At 70.0% G+C, this 17,540-nt stretch carries 17 protein-coding genes; 16 read left to right on the top strand and 1 reads right to left on the bottom strand.

Annotated elements, in window-relative coordinates; genetic code table 11:
- The first annotated feature begins 52 nt into the window (after nt 1–52).
- From ptsP to ACO2Q3_RS13930, 9 genes are all read left to right on the top strand, one after another.
- Nucleotides 53–2,317 (top strand): phosphoenolpyruvate--protein phosphotransferase, encoded by a 2,265-nt coding sequence (gene ptsP, locus ACO2Q3_RS13970; RefSeq protein WP_423307461.1) that lies wholly within the window; start codon nt 53–55, stop codon nt 2,315–2,317.
- A gap of 114 nt (nt 2,318–2,431) precedes the next feature.
- On the top strand, nt 2,432–3,415 hold the full coding sequence (locus tag ACO2Q3_RS13965) for a helix-turn-helix domain-containing protein (RefSeq protein ID WP_423307459.1): 984 nt from the start codon (nt 2,432–2,434) through the stop codon (nt 3,413–3,415).
- Between the two features lie 72 nt (nt 3,416–3,487).
- Nucleotides 3,488–4,627, top strand: coding sequence for a flavodoxin-dependent (E)-4-hydroxy-3-methylbut-2-enyl-diphosphate synthase (gene ispG, locus ACO2Q3_RS13960; protein WP_423307457.1), 1,140 nt, complete (start codon nt 3,488–3,490; stop codon nt 4,625–4,627).
- Between the two features lie 169 nt (nt 4,628–4,796).
- Nucleotides 4,797–5,090 (top strand): hypothetical protein, encoded by a 294-nt coding sequence (locus ACO2Q3_RS13955; protein ID WP_423307455.1) that lies wholly within the window; start codon nt 4,797–4,799, stop codon nt 5,088–5,090.
- Nucleotides 5,091–5,254: 164 nt separating this feature from the next.
- Nucleotides 5,255–5,746, top strand: coding sequence for a hypothetical protein (locus ACO2Q3_RS13950; protein WP_423307452.1), 492 nt, complete (start codon nt 5,255–5,257; stop codon nt 5,744–5,746).
- Nucleotides 5,747–5,846: 100 nt separating this feature from the next.
- Nucleotides 5,847–6,710: a peptide chain release factor N(5)-glutamine methyltransferase gene (gene prmC / locus ACO2Q3_RS13945; RefSeq protein WP_423307448.1), complete on the top strand. Its 864-nt coding sequence runs from the start codon at nt 5,847–5,849 to the stop codon at nt 6,708–6,710.
- Between the two features lie 272 nt (nt 6,711–6,982).
- Nucleotides 6,983–8,095, top strand: coding sequence for a DUF4167 domain-containing protein (locus ACO2Q3_RS13940; protein WP_423307446.1), 1,113 nt, complete (start codon nt 6,983–6,985; stop codon nt 8,093–8,095).
- A gap of 23 nt (nt 8,096–8,118) precedes the next feature.
- The gene (locus tag ACO2Q3_RS13935) at nt 8,119–9,141 is read left to right on the top strand and encodes a sulfotransferase family protein (protein WP_423307444.1); all 1,023 of its coding nucleotides are present in this window, start codon (nt 8,119–8,121) and stop codon (nt 9,139–9,141) included.
- A 57-nt stretch (nt 9,142–9,198) separates the two neighbouring features.
- Nucleotides 9,199–10,269 carry a hypothetical protein gene (locus ACO2Q3_RS13930; protein WP_423307442.1) on the top strand — a complete coding sequence of 357 codons (1,071 nt, stop codon included), beginning with the start codon at nt 9,199–9,201 and terminating at the stop codon, nt 10,267–10,269.
- A 10-nt stretch (nt 10,270–10,279) separates the two neighbouring features.
- Here ACO2Q3_RS13930 and ACO2Q3_RS13925 read toward each other — a convergent pair whose 3' ends face one another.
- The gene (locus ACO2Q3_RS13925; protein ID WP_423307440.1) at nt 10,280–11,272 is read right to left on the bottom strand and encodes an alpha/beta fold hydrolase; all 993 of its coding nucleotides are present in this window, start codon (nt 11,270–11,272) and stop codon (nt 10,280–10,282) included.
- Nucleotides 11,273–11,614: 342 nt separating this feature from the next.
- On the opposite strand from ACO2Q3_RS13925, the gene ACO2Q3_RS13920 reads away from it, so the two are divergent.
- The 7 genes from ACO2Q3_RS13920 (at nt 11,615) to ACO2Q3_RS13890 (ending at nt 17,538) form a co-directional block, all read left to right on the top strand.
- On the top strand, nt 11,615–12,634 hold the full coding sequence (locus tag ACO2Q3_RS13920) for a sensor histidine kinase (protein WP_423307438.1): 1,020 nt from the start codon (nt 11,615–11,617) through the stop codon (nt 12,632–12,634).
- The gene (locus tag ACO2Q3_RS13915) at nt 12,627–12,974 is read left to right on the top strand and encodes a response regulator (protein ID WP_423307436.1); all 348 of its coding nucleotides are present in this window, start codon (nt 12,627–12,629) and stop codon (nt 12,972–12,974) included. The genes ACO2Q3_RS13920 and ACO2Q3_RS13915 overlap by 8 nt, the downstream gene beginning before the upstream one ends.
- A gap of 133 nt (nt 12,975–13,107) precedes the next feature.
- Complete coding sequence (gene clpB / locus ACO2Q3_RS13910; RefSeq protein ID WP_423307434.1) at nt 13,108–15,696, top strand: ATP-dependent chaperone ClpB; 2,589 nt, start codon at nt 13,108–13,110, stop codon at nt 15,694–15,696.
- A gap of 75 nt (nt 15,697–15,771) precedes the next feature.
- The gene (locus ACO2Q3_RS13905) at nt 15,772–16,023 is read left to right on the top strand and encodes a type II toxin-antitoxin system ParD family antitoxin (protein ID WP_423307432.1); all 252 of its coding nucleotides are present in this window, start codon (nt 15,772–15,774) and stop codon (nt 16,021–16,023) included.
- Nucleotides 16,020–16,346: a type II toxin-antitoxin system RelE/ParE family toxin gene (locus ACO2Q3_RS13900; protein ID WP_423307430.1), complete on the top strand. Its 327-nt coding sequence runs from the start codon at nt 16,020–16,022 to the stop codon at nt 16,344–16,346. Before ACO2Q3_RS13905 ends, ACO2Q3_RS13900 begins: the two co-directional genes overlap by 4 nt.
- A 99-nt stretch (nt 16,347–16,445) precedes the next feature.
- Nucleotides 16,446–16,907 (top strand): hypothetical protein, encoded by a 462-nt coding sequence (locus ACO2Q3_RS13895; RefSeq protein ID WP_423307428.1) that lies wholly within the window; start codon nt 16,446–16,448, stop codon nt 16,905–16,907.
- Nucleotides 16,908–16,953: 46 nt separating this feature from the next.
- Nucleotides 16,954–17,538: a GNAT family N-acetyltransferase gene (locus ACO2Q3_RS13890; RefSeq protein WP_423307426.1), complete on the top strand. Its 585-nt coding sequence runs from the start codon at nt 16,954–16,956 to the stop codon at nt 17,536–17,538.
- Nucleotides 17,539–17,540: the final 2 nt, after the last annotated feature.

Genomic DNA, 17,540 nt, shown 5'->3' with positions numbered 1-17,540 from the left:
CCGGAAAACCTGCTATAGGCGCCCTAAGGACAGGGAGGGGGCTGGGACCCGCATGCCGACACCGGGACTCGCCGTACGGGGGCCGCGCAGTCTGCTTCGGCAGATTCGCGAAGCCATGGCCGGCGCGGGTCCGACGCAGGCCAAGTTCGACATGGTGGTGCGCACCATCGCCATCTCGATGGTGGCCGAGGTGTGCTCGATCTACCTGCGCCGCGGCTCCGGCGAAATGGAACTGTTCGCCACCGAGGGCCTGGACCCCAACGCGGTCCACGTCACCCGCCTGAAGCCGGGCGAGGGCCTCGTCGGCGAGATCATGCGCATGGGCCGGCCGCTGAACCTCAGCGACGCCCCGGCCCATCCGGCCTTCTCCTACCGTCCGGAGACGGGCGAAGACCCGTTCCACGCCTTCCTCGGCGTGCCCCTGCTGCGCGGCGGTCGCGCCATCGGCGTCCTGGTGGTGCAGAACCGGACCAGCCGCGTCTATGGCGAGGAAGAGGTCGAGGACCTGCAGATCATCGCCATGGTGCTGGCCGAGATGGTCGCCCAGGGCGGGCCTGGCGGCCAGGACGTTCTGAAGGACGTCGAGATCGCGCCGCACCGCGCCGAGCGGATGAAGGGCGCGCGCTTCGCCGACGGCCTGGCCTACGGCGTGGCCGTGCTGCACGAGGCGCCCGTGGCCGCCAGCCAGCTGCTGTCCGACGATCCGGTGGCGGAAGAGGCCCGGCTGGCGACGGCGATCCACGACCTGCGCACTCAGATCGACGCCATGCTGGATGGCCACCAGGGCATCCTCGGCGCCTCGTACGACGTGCTCGAGGCCTACAAGATGCTGGCCCACTCCTCGAGCTGGAATCATGACCTCGAGGAGGCCGTGCACTCGGGCCTGACTGCGGAGGCGGCGGTCGAGCGGGTGCGCTCCGAGCACCGCGCGCGCATCGGCCAGGCGCGCGACCCCTATCTTCGCGAGCGCCTGCACGACCTGGAAGATCTCAACGACCGGCTGCTGCGCCACCTGTCCGGCGACGGCGGCGCGGCCAGGGTGCTGCCCGAGAACGCCATTCTGATCGCCCGCAACCTGGGGCCTGCCGACCTCCTGGAATACGATCGCGACAAGCTGCGGGGCCTGTTGCTGGAGGAAGGCTCCTCGGCCAGCCACGCCGCCATTGTCGCGCGCGCCCTGGACATCCCCTGCGTCGGTCGCCTGGCGGGGCTGCGCGATCGGGTGAACCAGGGCGACCCGGTGATCGTCGACGCCGAGACCGGCGAGGCCTATCTGCGGCCCCGGCAGGATGTGGTCGCGGCTATCCGCACCCGCATGGACGTGCGCGCCCAGCGGCGGGCGGAGTTCGCCAAGCTGCGCGAGACGCCGGCCTTCACCCGCGACGGCGCCAAGGTCACCCTGCTGATGAACGCCGGCCTGGCGGTGGACCTGGACATCCTGGGCGACACCGGCGCCGAGGGCATCGGCCTGTTCCGCACCGAGTTCCAGTTCATGGTCTCCGAGGACCTGCCCCGGCTGAACGCCCAGACGGCGCTGTACGCCCGGGTGCTGGACGTGGCCGGGGACATGCCGGTGACCTTCCGCACCCTCGACCTCGGCGGCGACAAGGTGCTGCCGTATCTGGAAGCCGAGCGGGAGGACAACCCCGCGCTGGGCTGGCGCGCCGTGCGCATGGGCCTCGACCGGCCGGCGCTGCTGCGCATGCAGCTGCGCGCCCTGATCGCCGCGGCCAACGGCCGGGCGCTGAAGGTGATGTTCCCCCTGGTGGCCTCGGTGGAGGAGTTCCGCGCCGCCCGCGCCCTGGTGGACCACGAGGTGGCCTGGGCCCAGCGCCGCGGCCGCGCGGCGCCCTCGCGCCTCGACGTCGGGGCGATGATCGAGGCGCCGTCGCTGATCTGGCACCTGGACGCCCTGCTGCCGATGACCGACTTCGTCTCGGTGGGCACCAACGACCTGATGCAGTACCTGTTCGCCGCCGACCGGGGAAATCCAAGGGTTTCAGATCGTTACGACCCGCTTTCGCCACCCGCTCTGAGGGCGCTGAAGGCGATCCGCGAGGCGTGCGCCGAGACCGGCACGCCGGTTTCCGTCTGTGGCGAGATGGCCGGACGTCCGCTCGAGGCCTTCGCCCTGGTGGGGCTGGGCTTCGAAGCCCTGTCCATGCCGCCGGCCGGCATCGGGCCGGTCAAGCAGATGGTGCTGTCGTGCGACCGCGAGGCCGCGCGGCGGGGCGTGGAAGCGTTGCTGAAGGGAACCGGCGGATCCGTGCGCAACGAGATCGAGACCCTCGCAAGGAAGCTTTATGTCGCGGTCTAGGCCATTGGATTCACGCGGTTTCGCTGATATTCACAACACATCGTTAACGAAGCATCGTTAGTGCGTCTTAGGTGGCCCTCCAACCATGGCGGGCGAGTCGGGGATTTAGTAGCCATGCCGCTGGACACGGGCGCGGTTACCGATTTCGCCACAGCCGGCGGCAGTCCCGGATTTGGATCGGGCGCCCACGCCAGGCGTTCCCAGCGGGTGGTCCTCGAGGGTGACACCATCGGCCAGTCCCTGCGCATGATCCGCGAGGCGCGGGGCCTCTCCGTCGACGCCGTCGCGGAGATGACGAGGATTCGTCCCAGCTACATCGACGCCATCGAGCAGTCCGACATGTCCGCCCTGCCGTCGCGGCCGTTCGCCATCGGCTACGTGCGCGCCTACGCCCAGGCGCTGGGGCTGGACGGCGACGCCGTGGTGGCGCGCTTCAAGTCCGAGGCGCCGGATCACGACGCCACCCTTCGCAACCCCATTGGCGTGCGCCACAACAAGCCGCCGCGCTTCGGCCCCCTGGCCGGCGTCGCCGGGGCGCTGCTGCTGGGGCTGATCGGCTGGAACGTGGCGCGCCACGCCATGGCCGCCAACGAGGCCGCCCAGCCGCGGGCCGTCCGCCAGGTGCCGGTGTCGCAGATCAAGCCGGCCACAGGGGTGGTGTCGCTGGGCGCGCCGCTGCCGCCGCCGCCGGAAGCCACCACGCCCAAGCCCTATGTGCCGCCGGGCATGATCGACAACGGCGCGGCCAGCCCCGCCGACGCCGCCAAGGCTGCGGCCGAGCGGGCCGCCGCAGACGCCGACGCTCCGCCGATCGGCTCGGCGTTCGTACAGAACGGCAAGATCTACGGCGATCCTGCCCCGGGCGTCGGCCTGATCCTGCAGGCCACCAAGGGCACCACCCTGACGGTGCACGGCGCGGCCGGGGCGATCTACTTCACCGCCTTCCTCAAGGCCGGCGAGGCCTGGCGCGCGCCTGCGGGGCTGAAGGGCCTGGCGGTGGACGCCGGCAACCCGGCGGCGGTGTCGGCCTATGTGGCCGGCGTGTCGCGCGGTCCGCTGAAGGATCCCACCACCTCGCTGGCGCAATACGGCTCCTGAACGCTAATAGTGCGCCCCGCGGCGAGCCGACCCCTTGGGCTGGCGCACGTTTGACCCTATCCTTGGCAAATCATGGCGATTGAAGATCACACCCACGTGCGCCCCTGGCGCCAGATCGACCGGCGCCAATCGCGCCAGATCCGTGTCGGCAATGTCCTGGTGGGGGGCGGCGCGCCCATCACCGTACAGTCGATGACCAACACCCTGACGGCGGACGCCAAGGCCACCCTGGGCCAGATCCGCCAGCTGGAGGAGGCCGGCGCCGACATCGTGCGCGTGTCCTGCCCGGACGAGGAATCCACGGCGGCGATGCCGGTGATCACCCGCGAGTCCAACGTGCCGATCGTCGCGGACATCCATTTCCACTACAAGCGCGGCATCGAGGCGGCCAAGGCGGGCGCGGCCTGCCTGCGCATCAATCCCGGCAACATCGGCGGCAAGGCCCGCGTGAAAGAGGTGGTCCAGGCCGCCCGCGACCACGGCTGTTCCATGCGCATCGGCGTCAACGCCGGCTCGCTGGAGCGGGAGCTGCTGGAGAAGTACGGCGAGCCCTGTCCGGACGCGATGGTGGAAAGCGCGCTTTTCCACGCCCGCATGCTGCAGGACGAGGACTTCCACGAGTTCAAGATCAGCGTGAAGGCGTCGGACCTGTTCATGACCGTCGCCGCCTACCAGCAGCTGGCCGACCAGATCGACTGCCCGCTGCACGTGGGCGTCACCGAGGCCGGCGGCCTGCGCTCGGGCACCATCAAGTCGGCGATCGGCATGGGCAGCCTGCTGTGGGCCGGCATCGGCGACACCATCCGCGTGTCGCTCGCCGCCGACCCGGTGGAAGAGATCAAGGCCGGCTTCGACATCCTCAAGTCGCTGGGCCTGCGCCACCGCGGCGTGAACATCATCGCCTGCCCGTCCTGCGCCCGGCAGGGCTTCAACGTCATCGACACCGTGGGCAAGCTGGAGCAGCGCCTGGCGCACATCTCCACCTCCATGAGCTTGTCGATCATCGGCTGCGTTGTGAACGGCCCCGGCGAGGCCCTGATGACCGACGTCGGTTTCACCGGCGGCGGCAAGGGCTCGGGCATGGTCTACATGGCCGGCAAGCCGGACCATAAGATGGACAACGAGAAGATGGTCGACCACATCGTCGAGCTGGTCGAGGCCAAGGCCAAGGAAATCGAGGCCGGCAACGCCCGGGCGATGGCTGCGGAGTAGCTGCGCCGGACGGCGAGGGGGGCTTCCTCTCGCCAGCAATCGTCCGCCTACCGCCGGAATTGCGGCGCGTGTCACGCCAAATCCACAAAAGTGAACGTGGCGTCACGCTTGCGCCGCGCGGCAAGCGCTGATTAGCTCCGCCTCCCAACCATAACGGGAGACGACGTCCATGTCCGTCGACGGCACCTGGAACACCACTGTCAATTCGCCCATGGGCGTCCAGAAGGGCGTGCTGAGCGTCAAGAGCGACGGCGCCAGCTTCTCGGGCACCATGCAATCGCCGCAGGGCTCCAACGACATCTCCGGCAAGGTGGACGGCAACACGCTCACCTGGAGCAGCCAGCTGACCCAGCCCTTCCCGATCACCCTGGAATTCACCGTCACGGTGGACGGCGACAAGATGAGCGGCAGCGTCAAGGCCGGCGCCTTCGGCTCCTCGCCGCTCAGCGGCGAGCGGGCCTAGGAGACAGCGCTCAGGCCCCCGCGGCCGGCAAAGCGCAGACTTGCAGGGGGCGCGGACCGAAGGGGCCGCGCCCTTCTTGCTTGGGATTTGCATTCTCGCTGTGCGACTCCTGGTCGCGGAACGCTGTTCATTCCTGTTGACGATGACCGGCTAGGATGGGGCCCATGAAGAACGCCCTCGCCCTGAAGCCGGAGCCGACGACCAAGGCGTCGCGCCATGAGCGCGCCGCCGTGCGGGTCACCGGCCAGTTCTTTCTGCGCCAGGCGGCGCTGCTGATCGATTCCGCCGGCGGCGACCTGCTGCTGGGCCTGGTCTACGCCGCCATCACGGCGGCGAACACCGAGCACATGGATGAAGAGGTCAAGGCCCGCTACGCCGAGCTCGACGAGGCGCCGCCGGACGAGCTTCGCCGTCCGATCTCGGTGCTGGCCCTGTCGGCGTCGCTGCAGCTGCCCTACGAGACCACCCGCCGCTATGTGGCCCGCCTCGAAGAGATGGGGCTCGCCAGGCGCCTCGGCCGCGCCGGGGTGATCATTCCCAAGGCGGTGCACGAGAGCCCGCGCTCGATCGAGAACATCCGCCGCAGCTACGCCGACGTGCACCGCTTCGTCGCCGGCCTGCGCAAGGCCGGCGTCGACGTGGACGCCATGCGCTGAGCGCGGTGGCGGCTGGGCGCTGCTGGCTCGACGATCCGTCCCGGGGACCCTATTGAGGGGCCAGCCGTTGCACCGGCCGGAAGAAGGAGTCCCCCGCGCGATGGCGCTCAGCCTCGTCAAAGCCTGGGCCATGGCCCGCCGTCGCCTGGAAGGGGCCGACATCGACGGGCCGGTGATCGACGCGCGCCTGCTGCTGGAGGCCGCCGCCGGCGCCAGCCGCACGGAGATCGTCACCGATCCGCATCGCCCGCTCACCGACGACCAGGAGGCCACCCTCGAGTCCTTCCTGGCCCGGCGCGAGGCGCGCGAGCCGGTGAGCCACATCCTGGGCCGCCGGGGCTTCTGGAAGATCATGCTGAAGGTCACGCCGGACGTGCTGACACCCCGGCCGGACACCGAATCGATCCTGGACGTGGTGCTGGGCGAGTTCGCCGAGGACGAGGCCTTCGAAATGCTGGACCTGGGCGTGGGATCGGGCGCCATCCTGCTGGCGGTGCTGGCCGAGCGGCCCAGCGCGCGCGGCCTGGGGGTCGACGTCTCGCCGGCGGCGCTGGAGGTGGCGCGCGAAAACGCCGCCGTCCTGGGCCTTGCCGGTCGGGCGAGCCTGGAGCACGGGGTCTGGGCCGAGGGTCTGCCGGACGCCCACTATGACCTGGTGGTGTCCAATCCGCCGTACATCGCCAGCGCCGAGATCGAGACCCTGGCGCCGGAGGTGCGCGATCACGAGCCGCGCCTGGCGCTCGATGGCGGGGCCGATGGCCTTGACGCCTACCGCCTGCTGGCGCCGGAGATCCTTCGGGTCCTGAAGCCGGGCGGCCGCTTCGCTGTGGAGATCGGCGCAAGCCAGAAGGCGCCGGTGGAAAGCCTGTTCCGGGCGGCCGGCGCGCAGGGTGTTCGGACCACCCAGGACCTGGCGGCGCGGGACCGGGTTGTCGCAGGTTTCAAGAAACCCCTTGGAAAATAGTCCAACGATCGCTAGATCATGGGTGTCTCCACCCAAATCGCCGGAGCATCAGGACCAGGCGCAGGGCCGCGTAAGGCTTGGCGCACAGTCCCTCCGGGAGCGCGATCGACGAATCCCTCGAGACGGCGCGCTTGAAGCCTGACGGCGGAGATGGGGAACCAAGCGTTTTCGAACACCAATCCGGGCGATCGGGCCCGCATCCATAAGAGCCGCACACCGCAGGACGGGAGGACCGTCCGGCCGGATAAGGTCTGCAGCAGGTCGCCAAGAGCATGAGAGATTTCAAGGGTATGAAGCGTCAACGGGGCCGCAATCGCGGCGGCGGCGGCGGCGGCGGTGGTAAGCCGCAGCACAACGCCAACCGGGCCTTCGATTCCAATGGGCCGGACGGCGTGAAGATCCGCGGCGCCGCCCAGCACGTGTACGAGAAGTACCAGCAGCTGGCGCGAGACGCCGGCTCGGCCGGCGACCGGGTGCTCGCCGAGAACTACCTTCAGCACGCCGAGCACTATTTCCGGGTGTTGCGCGCCATGCAGCCGCAGCGTCCGGTGGCCGAGATCGTCGGCCGTGACCAGTTCGTCTCCGGCTACGACATCGACTTCGAGGACGAGGCCGGCGGCGGCGAATCGTCGGAAGGCGACGGCGAGGGCGAGGCCGCCGAGGGCGGCGAGGCTCCCCGCGGCGAACGTCAGGACCGATTCGAGGGACGTGACCGCAACTTCCGCGACCGCGAGTTCCGCGACCGTGACGACCGGCAACGCGACGATCGCCAGCGCGACGACCGGCAGCGGGATGAGCGTCCCCGCGATGACCGCCCCCGCGATGACCGCCCGAGGGGTGATCGCCAGCGCGACGACCGGCAACGTGATGACCGTCCGCGTGACGAGCGTCCCCGGGAAGATCGCCAGCGCGACGACCGTCCCCGCGATGACCGTCCCCGCGATGACCGTCCCCGCGATGACCGTCCCCGCGATGACCGTCCCAGGGACGAGCGCCCGCGCGAGGATCGCTTCCGCGAGCGCAACTTCCGTGACCGGGATCGTGACTCCCGTGATCGCGACCGGCAGGAGCCGCGCGGCGACCGCGAGTCGCCGGCGCGCGATCCGTTGGGCGTCGTCGAACCGGAAGCCACGCCTCTGACGCAGCCTCGGGAATCCCAGCCGCGCGAATCCCAACCCCGGGAAGCCCGTGAGCCGGCTCCGGCGCGGATGCTGCGCGCCGACGACGGCGATGTCAGCCACGCCCCCGCCTTCCTGCAGGCCCGCCCGGCCGAAGCCGCCGAGGAACCTGCCGCCGAAGCCAAGCGTCCCCGTCGTCGCCGCGCCCCGCGCAGCTTCGAGGCCGGTGAAGGCGCTCCGGCGCCGGCCGAGGCCGACGAGGGCTGATCCCTCTTCGGGCCGGGGGCGCGATGGACCTCGACACGATCGTCGCCGCAGCGCTCGGGACCCGCGATCTGGCTTCGGCTCAGGTGGTGTGGACCGAGGGCGAAGCGCCGACACCGGCCACCGCCCGAGCCTTCCTGTACTTCGAGGCCGGCGCCCGGCTGGAGGCCCAGGGTCGCCATGACGAGGCCTTCGCGGCCTATGCCGAGGGCGGCCGCATCAAGCGCGCCGAACTCAACGTCGACGCCAGCCTGGCGATCCACGCCGCCGCGCTGCAGGAAATCCGGCGGGTGTTCTCCCCTGCCTTCCTGGCGCGCCACGCCTGGGCCAATCCCGACGAGTCGCCGATCTTCATCGTCGGCCTGCCGCGCTCCGGATCGAGCCTGATCGAGCAGATCCTGGCCACCCATCCTCTGGTCCAGGGCATGGGCGAGAGCGACGCCATGGGCCGGATCGTGCGCCAGAGCTATCCGGCCGATCCGGTGGGCCGCTTCGATCCGCCCGGCATGGCGGGCGACTACCTGGCCGGCATCCGGGCCGAGGGCTGGGATGGCCGCCGCCGGTTCACCGACAAGCGGCTGCCCAGCTTCACGATGATCGGCCTGTTGCACCTGCTGTTTCCCAAGGCGGTGATCATCCACGCCCAGCGGGACGCCGCCGACCTCTGCCTGGCCGAGTTCCGTCTGCTGTTCCGCAACGACGAGGACGGCCGGTTCACCTACGACCTGAAGGACCTTGGCCGGCGCTATGTGCTGTATCGCCAGCACATGGACTATTGGTCAGGCGTGCTGATGGGCCGCGTGGTCACGGTGCGCAACGAGGCGCTCGTGGCCGATCCGGAGGGGCAGATCCGGGCGCTGCTCCAGGCCTGCCGCCTGCCCTGGCACGAAGGCTGCCTGCGCTTTCACGAGACGGAGCGCGAGGTGAAGACCATGAGCGCCGAACAGGTGCGGCGGCCGATCTTTCATGAGTCCGTCGGCCGCTGGCGCCGTTTCGAGAAGCACCTCGGGCCGCTGTTCGAGGCGCTGGGGCCCTACGCCCCGAAGTGAAGGTGCTTGGCGTACCGGTGTTCTGCCGCCATGCTTGGCCGCGAACCGGGGACTCTCATGAACGCCAGCACCGCCTCCGCCCTGATCCTCCTGCTGGTCGCCGCCGGCGCCGCGCGGGCCGACGAGTCCGCCGATCGCCCGCTGCGGCTGATCGGAAGCCTGCAGGGCAAGGGCGCTGTGGCCAGGTCGTTCGTCATCGACGGCTGGGTCAAGCCCGGCGACGGCGACAACCAGACCAGCGTCGAGGGCTGGTTCTCGGGTCTTGAGGATGATCCGCCGCACGGGGCGGTTCAGGGCTCCTGCGTCGAAAGCCATTGCGCCCTGACGGTCTCGACCTCGGATGGCAAGCTGAGTTTCACCGGCGAACTTCTGGACCCCAAGGCGCCGGCGCCGGCGCGCTTCACCGCCAAGGACGAGGACGACAAGGTGGTCGCCCAGGGAACGGCGACCATCGGCCCGCTGACCGGCCCCGTGCCAGGGCTTGGCGCGCTGGCGGCGCCGGACGCCGTGCGGGCGCCGGAATTCGACCAGCTGCTGGTGTGGAACCACCTCAGCGCGCCCAGCGGCTCGGTGAGCGACGAGCCGATCGGCGACAGCGAGCGCGACAGCCTGGCCGACTGGCAGAAGACCCAGAACCGCCCGGGGACGGGGCTGCTGTTCGCCGCGGACCTCGCCGGATTGCGCGCCGGGGCGGCGGCGGCGCGCAAGGCTGCCGGCTGGACCGATCTCGGCGACAAGGCGCACGGCTGGGCAGGGGGCTATCCCGCCGCCCTGCTGCCCCGCGCCGAGCGGCGGGCAGGCGAGCAACGCTTCGCCAGCGCCGACGGCAAGGCCACCCTGGCCTACGCGGTGGGCGCGCCGATGACCGACGCGGCGTTCGACGCCCTGGTCGAGCGCGAGACGGGCGACCACCCGGAGCGCAGCGATGTCGGCTACAACCGGGTCAACGGCGACATGGACCTGCACTACCAACAAGCGGGCGTGGTGCACGTGCAGGCGTGGCACAACCATGAAGGCGGGCTGGCGCGGATGGAGTTCCTCTATCCGGCGGCGGCCGCGGACACCTACGACCAGATCGGCGCGATCATCGCCTCCACCTTCGTCGTGTCGGACGATGTGAAGCCCTAGGCGAGGCGGCCTAGGCTGCCGCCAGTTCCGGCTTGCCGGCGCCCTGGCCGGCCAGGGCGGGGGCCGGGAGGTGTTGCGGCTGGGCCGGAGCCGGCGAGGCGACAGGCGCTGCGGCTCGGACCGCCGGCGACCAGGCGGGCCACTTGAACTGGAACGGGGCCTTGGCCTTGGGCAGGCAGCCTTCCAGGCAGGCGATCAGCGCCTCGGCGGGACCGTCGTTGAGGAAGTGGTTGGCGCCGGGCACCAGCTCGAAGCGGATCGGCGCCCGGGTGCGGGTGTCCTTGACCAGGGCCTCGGCCAGCGTGGCCGGTGCGAAGTCGTCCTGGTCGCCGTGGATCACGTGCACCGGGACCTTCAGCCGGGCCAGGGTCTGGCGCATGTGCGTCAGCTGGGCGGACTGGCCTGAGACCTCCATCACCGCATGGCGAAGGTCGCGCGGGATCAGGTTCAGCACCTTGCCCCCCAGATCCACCAGCCACTTCGCCGTGGGGCCGAACTCGCCCAGGAAGCTGGACAGCAGCACGACGCCGCCCAGCGGCCTGGGGGCCATGCCCGCCATCAGGGTGGCGATCGCCGCGCCGTAGGACTGGCCCACCAGCAGGATCTTCTGACCGGGCGCCGCGGCGATGGCCGGCATCAGCGCCTGGGCCTGCAGGCGGATGTCGGGCACGCAGGTGGCCGGCTCGCTGGCGGCGAAGCCGGGACGGTCGATCACCAGCATCTCGCGATCCTGGGGCAGGGCCGCCATCGCCGGGGCCCAGTACTCGGCCCAGGACGGCGCGCCGGTGATCACCACGATCTTCCAGGGGGCGGGCCGCTCGCGCGGCGTCTCCAGGGCGCTGATCCTCCACCCCAGTCCGGCGCCGGCGGTGAAGCTGGTGCGGCGCACGACGCTTTCCGGGTAGTCGGCCGAGGTCGGACGATGTTCGGTCCGACCGGTCGCCGCGCTCTCGAAGCAGGCCCAGCCCAGGGCAAGCACCCCCGTCGCCCTCTTCGTAGACACCTTGCGAACTCCTGCAGTCTTGTTCCTGGTCTTCATGATCCCAACGCGGATCGACCCCTTGGGTTCGGTCTTGAAGCGTCTCCCTAAGCGTCTCCCTGATTTAGGGATCAGGGTGCGCGCGCGCATCTGAAGCGGAGATGAAGATCGACGCCTCCCGGCGTTCATCCACGCGCCGCCCCGGCCCGGTGAAATTTCCTCAAGTATTTGAAAAATAGGTGCTAACGTACCTCGGGGCCGCCGGGGGCTGACGAAATGTCGCGCAGGGATGGCGACAAGCGGCGTGTCGGTTGTTAATCCTGTCGAATGCTTCCTCGGCGAGCGTGATGCGTCTGGCGGAGTGCGATGTTGGACGAAACTGAGTCAGTGACAGGGGCCGGCGGCGAAGGCGAGGAGGCCCGCTATCGCGCCATCGTCGACACGGCCGTGGACGCCATCGCGGTGATCGACGAGGACGGCTGTCTGACGGCGTTCAATCCAGCGGCGGAACGGCTGTTCGGCTACGCCGCCGATGAGGTGCTCGGGCGCAATGTCCTGATGCTGATGCCCGAACCGCATCACACTGCGCATGACGGCTATCTTGCCCGCTACCGAGAGACCGGCGAGCGGCGGATCATCGGCATCGGCCGGCAGGTGGAAGGGCTGCGCAAGGACGGCGCCACCTTCCCCCTGGAGCTGTCGGTGGCCGAGTGGCGCGCGGGCGGACGCCGCTTCTTCACCGGCATCATGCGCGACATTACCGAGCGCACCCAGGCGGAGCAGCGCCAGCGGCTGATGGTCAATGAGCTGAACCATCGGGTGAAGAACACCCTGGCCACGGTGCAGGCCGTCGCCAGCCAGACCCTGCGCACCTCCGGCAGCATGGATCAGGCGCGCCAGGCGTTGGCCAGCCGGCTGCTGGCGCTGGCCAAGGCGCACGACGTGCTGACCCACGAGAGCTGGGAAGGCGCGGAAATCGCCGACATCGTCCGCCAGGCCCTGTTCGCCGGCGACCAGGCTCGCGTCTCGGCCGGTGGCGACAGCGCGCGCCTGACCCCCAAGGCGGCGCTCGCCTTGTCGATGATCCTGCACGAGCTGTTCACCAACGCGGCCAAGTACGGCGCCCTGTCCGGCGAGAGCGGACGTGTCGAGATCAGCTGGCGAAGGCTGGACGAGGGGCTGACCGTCGCGTGGCGGGAACGGGATGGGCCGCCGGTCTCGGCTCCGGACCATCGCGGCTTCGGTTCTCGGATGATCGAGGCGTTGGCCCGCGACCTCGACGGCGTCGCTCGACTGAACTTTCCGGCGGATGGCCTGGTCTGCGAGGTCGAGGCCGGGGCGCTCAGCCTGTCCGGCGGCGGGGCCAGGAGGCGCGCGCATGGCTAGGCGGGTGCTGGTGGTCGAGGACGAGGCGATGGTGGCGATCCTGATCGAGGATCTGCTCGCCGACCTGGGCTGCGAGCTGGCCGGCTCGGCGGCCAACGCCCGTGAGGCGATGAGCATGGCCGCGTCCGGCGAATTCGACGTCGCCCTGCTGGACGTGAACCTCGGTGAGGGCGAGACGTCGTTCGACGTGGCCGATCTGCTGCGTCGCAACGGCGCCCGATTCGCCTTCCTGACCGGCTACGGGGCGGCTGGGGTGCGGCTCGATCTGCGGGACGCCCCGATCCTGGGCAAGCCGGTGGACGCCGCCGACCTGAAGCGCTTTCTCGAGGCCGTGGACTGAGCCGACCGACGGGTCGCCGAAAATCCCGGCAGACGGGCATTGTGTTGCCCTGGCGCCACACCTACATCGCGGACAAGGCGGGTTGCGCTTGCTCAAGGCGACCGGCCTGAAGTCCGCCTAGGTAGGGGAAGCCATGAACATCGATCTCTATTCCGACCGCGCCAAGCAGGCGATCCAGTCGGCCCAGTCGCTGGCGCTCGCGCGCCGTCACCAGCAGCTCGCGCCGGAGCATCTGCTGAAGGTTCTCCTGGAGGAGAAGGACGGCCTGTCGCGCGCCCTGATCCAGAGCGCCGGCGGGCGGCCCGACGCCGCCGACCAGGCGGTGGACGCCCTGCTGGGCAAGCTGCCCAAGGTCGAGGGCGGCACGGGCCAGCTGTATCTGAAGCCCGAGACCGCCTCGGTGTTCGCCAAGGCCGAGGCCGACGCCAAGGCCGCGGGCGACGCCTTCATCACCACCGAACGCCTGCTGCTCGCCATCGCCAAGGAAGGCGGCGAGGCGGCCAAGGCGCTGAGCCAGGCCGGGGCTGCCACCAAGGGCCTGGAGGACGCCGCAAGCGCCGTGCGCAAGGGCAAGACCGCCGACAGCGCCAATGCCGAGGAAGGCTACGACGCGCTGAAGCGCTACGCCCGCGACCTGACCCAGGCCGCGCGCGACCAGAAGCTCGACCCGGTGATCGGCCGTGACGAGGAGATCCGCCGCACCATCCAGGTGCTGGCTCGCCGCACCAAGAACAACCCCGTCCTGATCGGCGAACCTGGCGTGGGCAAGACCGCCATCGTCGAGGGCCTCGCGCTGCGCATCGTCAGCGGCGACGTGCCGGAATCGCTGAAGGACAAGAAGCTGCTGTCGCTCGACATGGGCTCGCTGATCGCCGGCGCGAAGTATCGTGGCGAGTTCGAGGAGCGGCTGAAGGCGGTGCTGAACGAGGTGACCGCGGCCGAGGGCTCGATCATCCTGTTCATCGACGAGATGCACACCCTGGTCGGCGCCGGCAAGAGCGACGGGGCGATGGACGCCTCCAACCTGCTCAAGCCGGCCCTGGCGCGAGGCGAACTGCACTGCGTGGGCGCCACCACCCTCGACGAGTACCGCAAGCACGTCGAGAAGGACGCGGCCCTGGCCCGTCGCTTCCAGCCGGTGTTCGTCGGCGAGCCGACGGTGGAGGACACCGTCTCGATCCTGCGCGGCCTGAAGGAGAAGTACGAGGTGCACCACGGGGTGCGCATCTCCGACAGCGCCATCGTCGCGGCCGCGACCCTGTCGAACCGCTACATCACCGACCGCTTCCTGCCCGACAAGGCCATCGACCTGGTGGACGAGGCGGCCAGCCGCGTGCGCATGGCGGTGGACTCCAAGCCGGAGGAACTGGACGAGATCGACCGGCGCGTCGTGCAGCTGAAGATCGAGCGCGAGGCGCTGACCAAGGAAACCGACAGCGCTTCCCGCCAGCGGCTGGAGAAGCTCGAGGATGAGCTGGACGATCTGGAAGCCCAGTCCGCCGAGATGACCGCCCGCTGGAAGGCGGAGAAGGAAAAGGTCGGGCAGGGCGCCCAGACCCGCGAGGCCCTGGACCGGCTGCGCGCCGAACTGGCCGCCGCTCAGCGCCGCGGCGACCTGCAGCGCGCCTCCGAGATCGCCTACGGCGAGATCCCGGCCCTGGAAAAGCGCCTGGCGGAAGCTGACGCCGCCGAGGACGCCGACAAGAACCCGCTCACCCCCGAGGTGGTCGACGCCGAGCAGATCGCCGCCGTGGTCAGCCGCTGGACCGGCGTGCCGGTCGAGAAGATGCTGGAGGGCGAGCGCGACAAGCTGCTGCGCATGGAAGACAGCCTGCGCAACCGCGTGGTCGGCCAGGAGGAAGCGCTCGAGGCTGTCTCCGACTCCGTGCGCCGCGCCCGCGCCGGCCTGCAGGATCCCAACCGGCCGATCGGCTCGTTCCTGTTCCTGGGCCCCACGGGCGTGGGCAAGACCGAGCTCACCAAGGCCCTGGCGGAGTTCCTGTTCGACGACGAGAGCGCCATCACCCGCATGGACATGTCGGAGTACATGGAGAAGCACTCGGTCAGCCGCATGATCGGCGCGCCTCCCGGCTACGTCGGCTACGACGAAGGCGGCTCGCTGACCGAGGCGGTGCGCCGGCGGCCGTACCAGGTGGTGCTGTTCGACGAGGTCGAGAAGGCCCACCCGGACGTGTTCAATGTGCTGCTGCAGGTGCTGGACGATGGCCGCCTGACCGACGGCCAGGGCCGCACGGTCGACTTCCGCAATACCCTGATCGTCATGACCAGCAACCTCGGCTCGGAGTATTTGGCCAGCCAGGGCGAGGGCGATGACGTGGAGGCCGTGCGGCCGCAGGTGATGGACGTGGTGCGCCGCCACTTCCGGCCAGAGTTCCTGAACCGGATCGACGAGATCATCCTGTTCAAGCGGCTGGGTCGCGCGCAGATGGACTCCATCGTGAAGATCCAGCTGCAGCGCCTGGAAAAGCTGCTGGCCGACCGCCGCATGACCCTGTCACTGGAGCCGGAAGCCCTGCACTGGCTGGGCGACAAGGGCTACGACCCGGTCTATGGCGCGCGCCCGCTGAAGCGGGTGATCCAGAAGGACCTCGTCGACCCCGTGGCCCGCAAGCTGCTGGCCGGCGACCTCACCGACGGCGCGGTGATCCACGTCTCCGTCGGCCCCGACGGCCTGGCGATCGGCAAGCCGACGGTGAACTGACGACGGCTCCAAGGCGTGGGCGGGGAAGGGCGCGGCGCATCCTTCCCCACTTCGCCGTCTTGCCAAAAATTGCCAATGCGGCATCCTCCCGGCATGAGCACGATGAACATCTCGCTGCCGGAGAGTCTCAAGGCCTTCGTCGACGAGCAGGTGGCGGGCGGCGGCTACGGGACCAGCAGCGAATACGTGCGCGAGCTGATCCGTCACGACCAGGCGCGCAAGGCCCTGCGGGCGATGTTGCTCGACGGCGCCGCCTCGCCGCCGACCGAGCCGGTGGATGACCGGCTGTTCGAGGCGCTGCGCCAGCGCGTGAGACGCGGTGGATGAGCCTCAAGCCCGTCATTCCGCGGGAGCGCGCAAGACGGGACATGGAAGACGCCGCTGATCGCTACGGCTCCGAGGCAGGTGAGGCGGTCGCGCTGGGCTTCATCCGCGCCCTGCAATCAGCGCTCCAGTTCATCGCCCGCCGACCCCAGGTCAGATCTCCCGGCTGGGCCCATGAACTCGATCTGCCGGGACTGCGCGCCAAGCGCGTAGGCCGGTATCCCTACCTCATCTTCTATGTCGAGCGCGAAGACCACGTCGACGTCTGGCGCGTGCTGCACGAGCGTCGCGACATCGCCGGGCAGGTGCGACGCCCGTCGATTTAGGCCGTCCTTTGCACGCATGGTCCGCCGAGGCGGCCGGCGCCTTGCGTCAGGCGCGAAGTCGGGGACTCTCCATGCCGAGCACTTAACAGGGAGCGGCCCATGACTTCCGAAATGACGTCCGCCTTCGCCGCCCTGGTCGGCGCCACGATCGGCGGGACGACGTCGTTCGCCAGTTCGTGGATGACCCAGTGGATCCAGCTGAAGGACAAGAACCTCGAGGCTGAGCGCGGGCGGCGCGAGGTGCTGTTCGCGGAGTTCATCGACGAGGCCTCGCGGCTGTATGGCGATGCGCTGAGCCACGAGAAGGACGAGGTGGGCGACCTGGTGCGGTTGTACGCCATCGTCGCGCGTATCCGGCTGGTGGCCTCGGCGCCGGTGTTGGCGGCCGCGGAGGCGACCATGGACCGGATCATCGCCACCTACCTCGCCCCCAACCGCAGCCTGCACGAGCTGCGCGACCTGGCGGCCGAGGGGCAGATGAACTTCCTGCATGACTTCGGCCAGGCCTGCCGCCTGGAGCTGGTCGCCTTCGGCCACCGGCACGCGGCGATCGGGGGCTGATGTCCCGGGCCTGTCGGGCCAGCCGGGGTCGGACTATGCTGTGGCCATGCCATCGAGCTCTCCGCCGATCACCATCGACCCCCTGGTCCCGGGCAGCGCCGCCGCCTTTTTCCGCTTTTTCGATGGTGAGGCGTTCGCCGACAATCCGGCATGGGCCAGCTGCTATTGCCGCTTCCCGTTCTTCGACCACGCCCGCGCCAGTTGGGACGAACAGTCGCCCGCCGACAACCGGTCCGGGACGGCGGCGCGCATCGCGCGGCGCAACATGCAGGGCTATCTGGCCCGGGCCGGGGGGCAGGTGGTGGGCTGGGTCAACGCCGGGCCGAGCCGGCTCTATCCGCCGGACAACCTAGGCGGGCCCGAGCTCACGGGCGACCGGATCGGCCATATCGTCTGCTTCGTGGTCGCGCCGTCATGGCGCCGCCGCGGCGTGGCGCGGGCGCTACTGGACGCCGCCTGCCAGGGGCTGAAGATCCAGGGCATGACTCATGCGCAGGCCAATCCGCGCCGAGGGACCAAGGGCGATGGCGCCAACCATCACGGCCCGCTCGCGCTGTATCTCGAGGCGGGGTTCGATCTCCTGGGGGAGGATCCGCAGGACGGCAGCCTGTACGTGCGAAAGGCGCTGTGAGG

Origin of the sequence: Caulobacter sp. KR2-114, assembly GCF_049446115.1 — a bacterium.
Classification (GTDB): Bacteria; Pseudomonadota; Alphaproteobacteria; order Caulobacterales; family Caulobacteraceae; genus Acaudatibacter.
The sequence above is the reverse complement of the archived record's forward strand: the minus strand, read 5'-3'. Positions and strand labels throughout refer to the sequence as shown.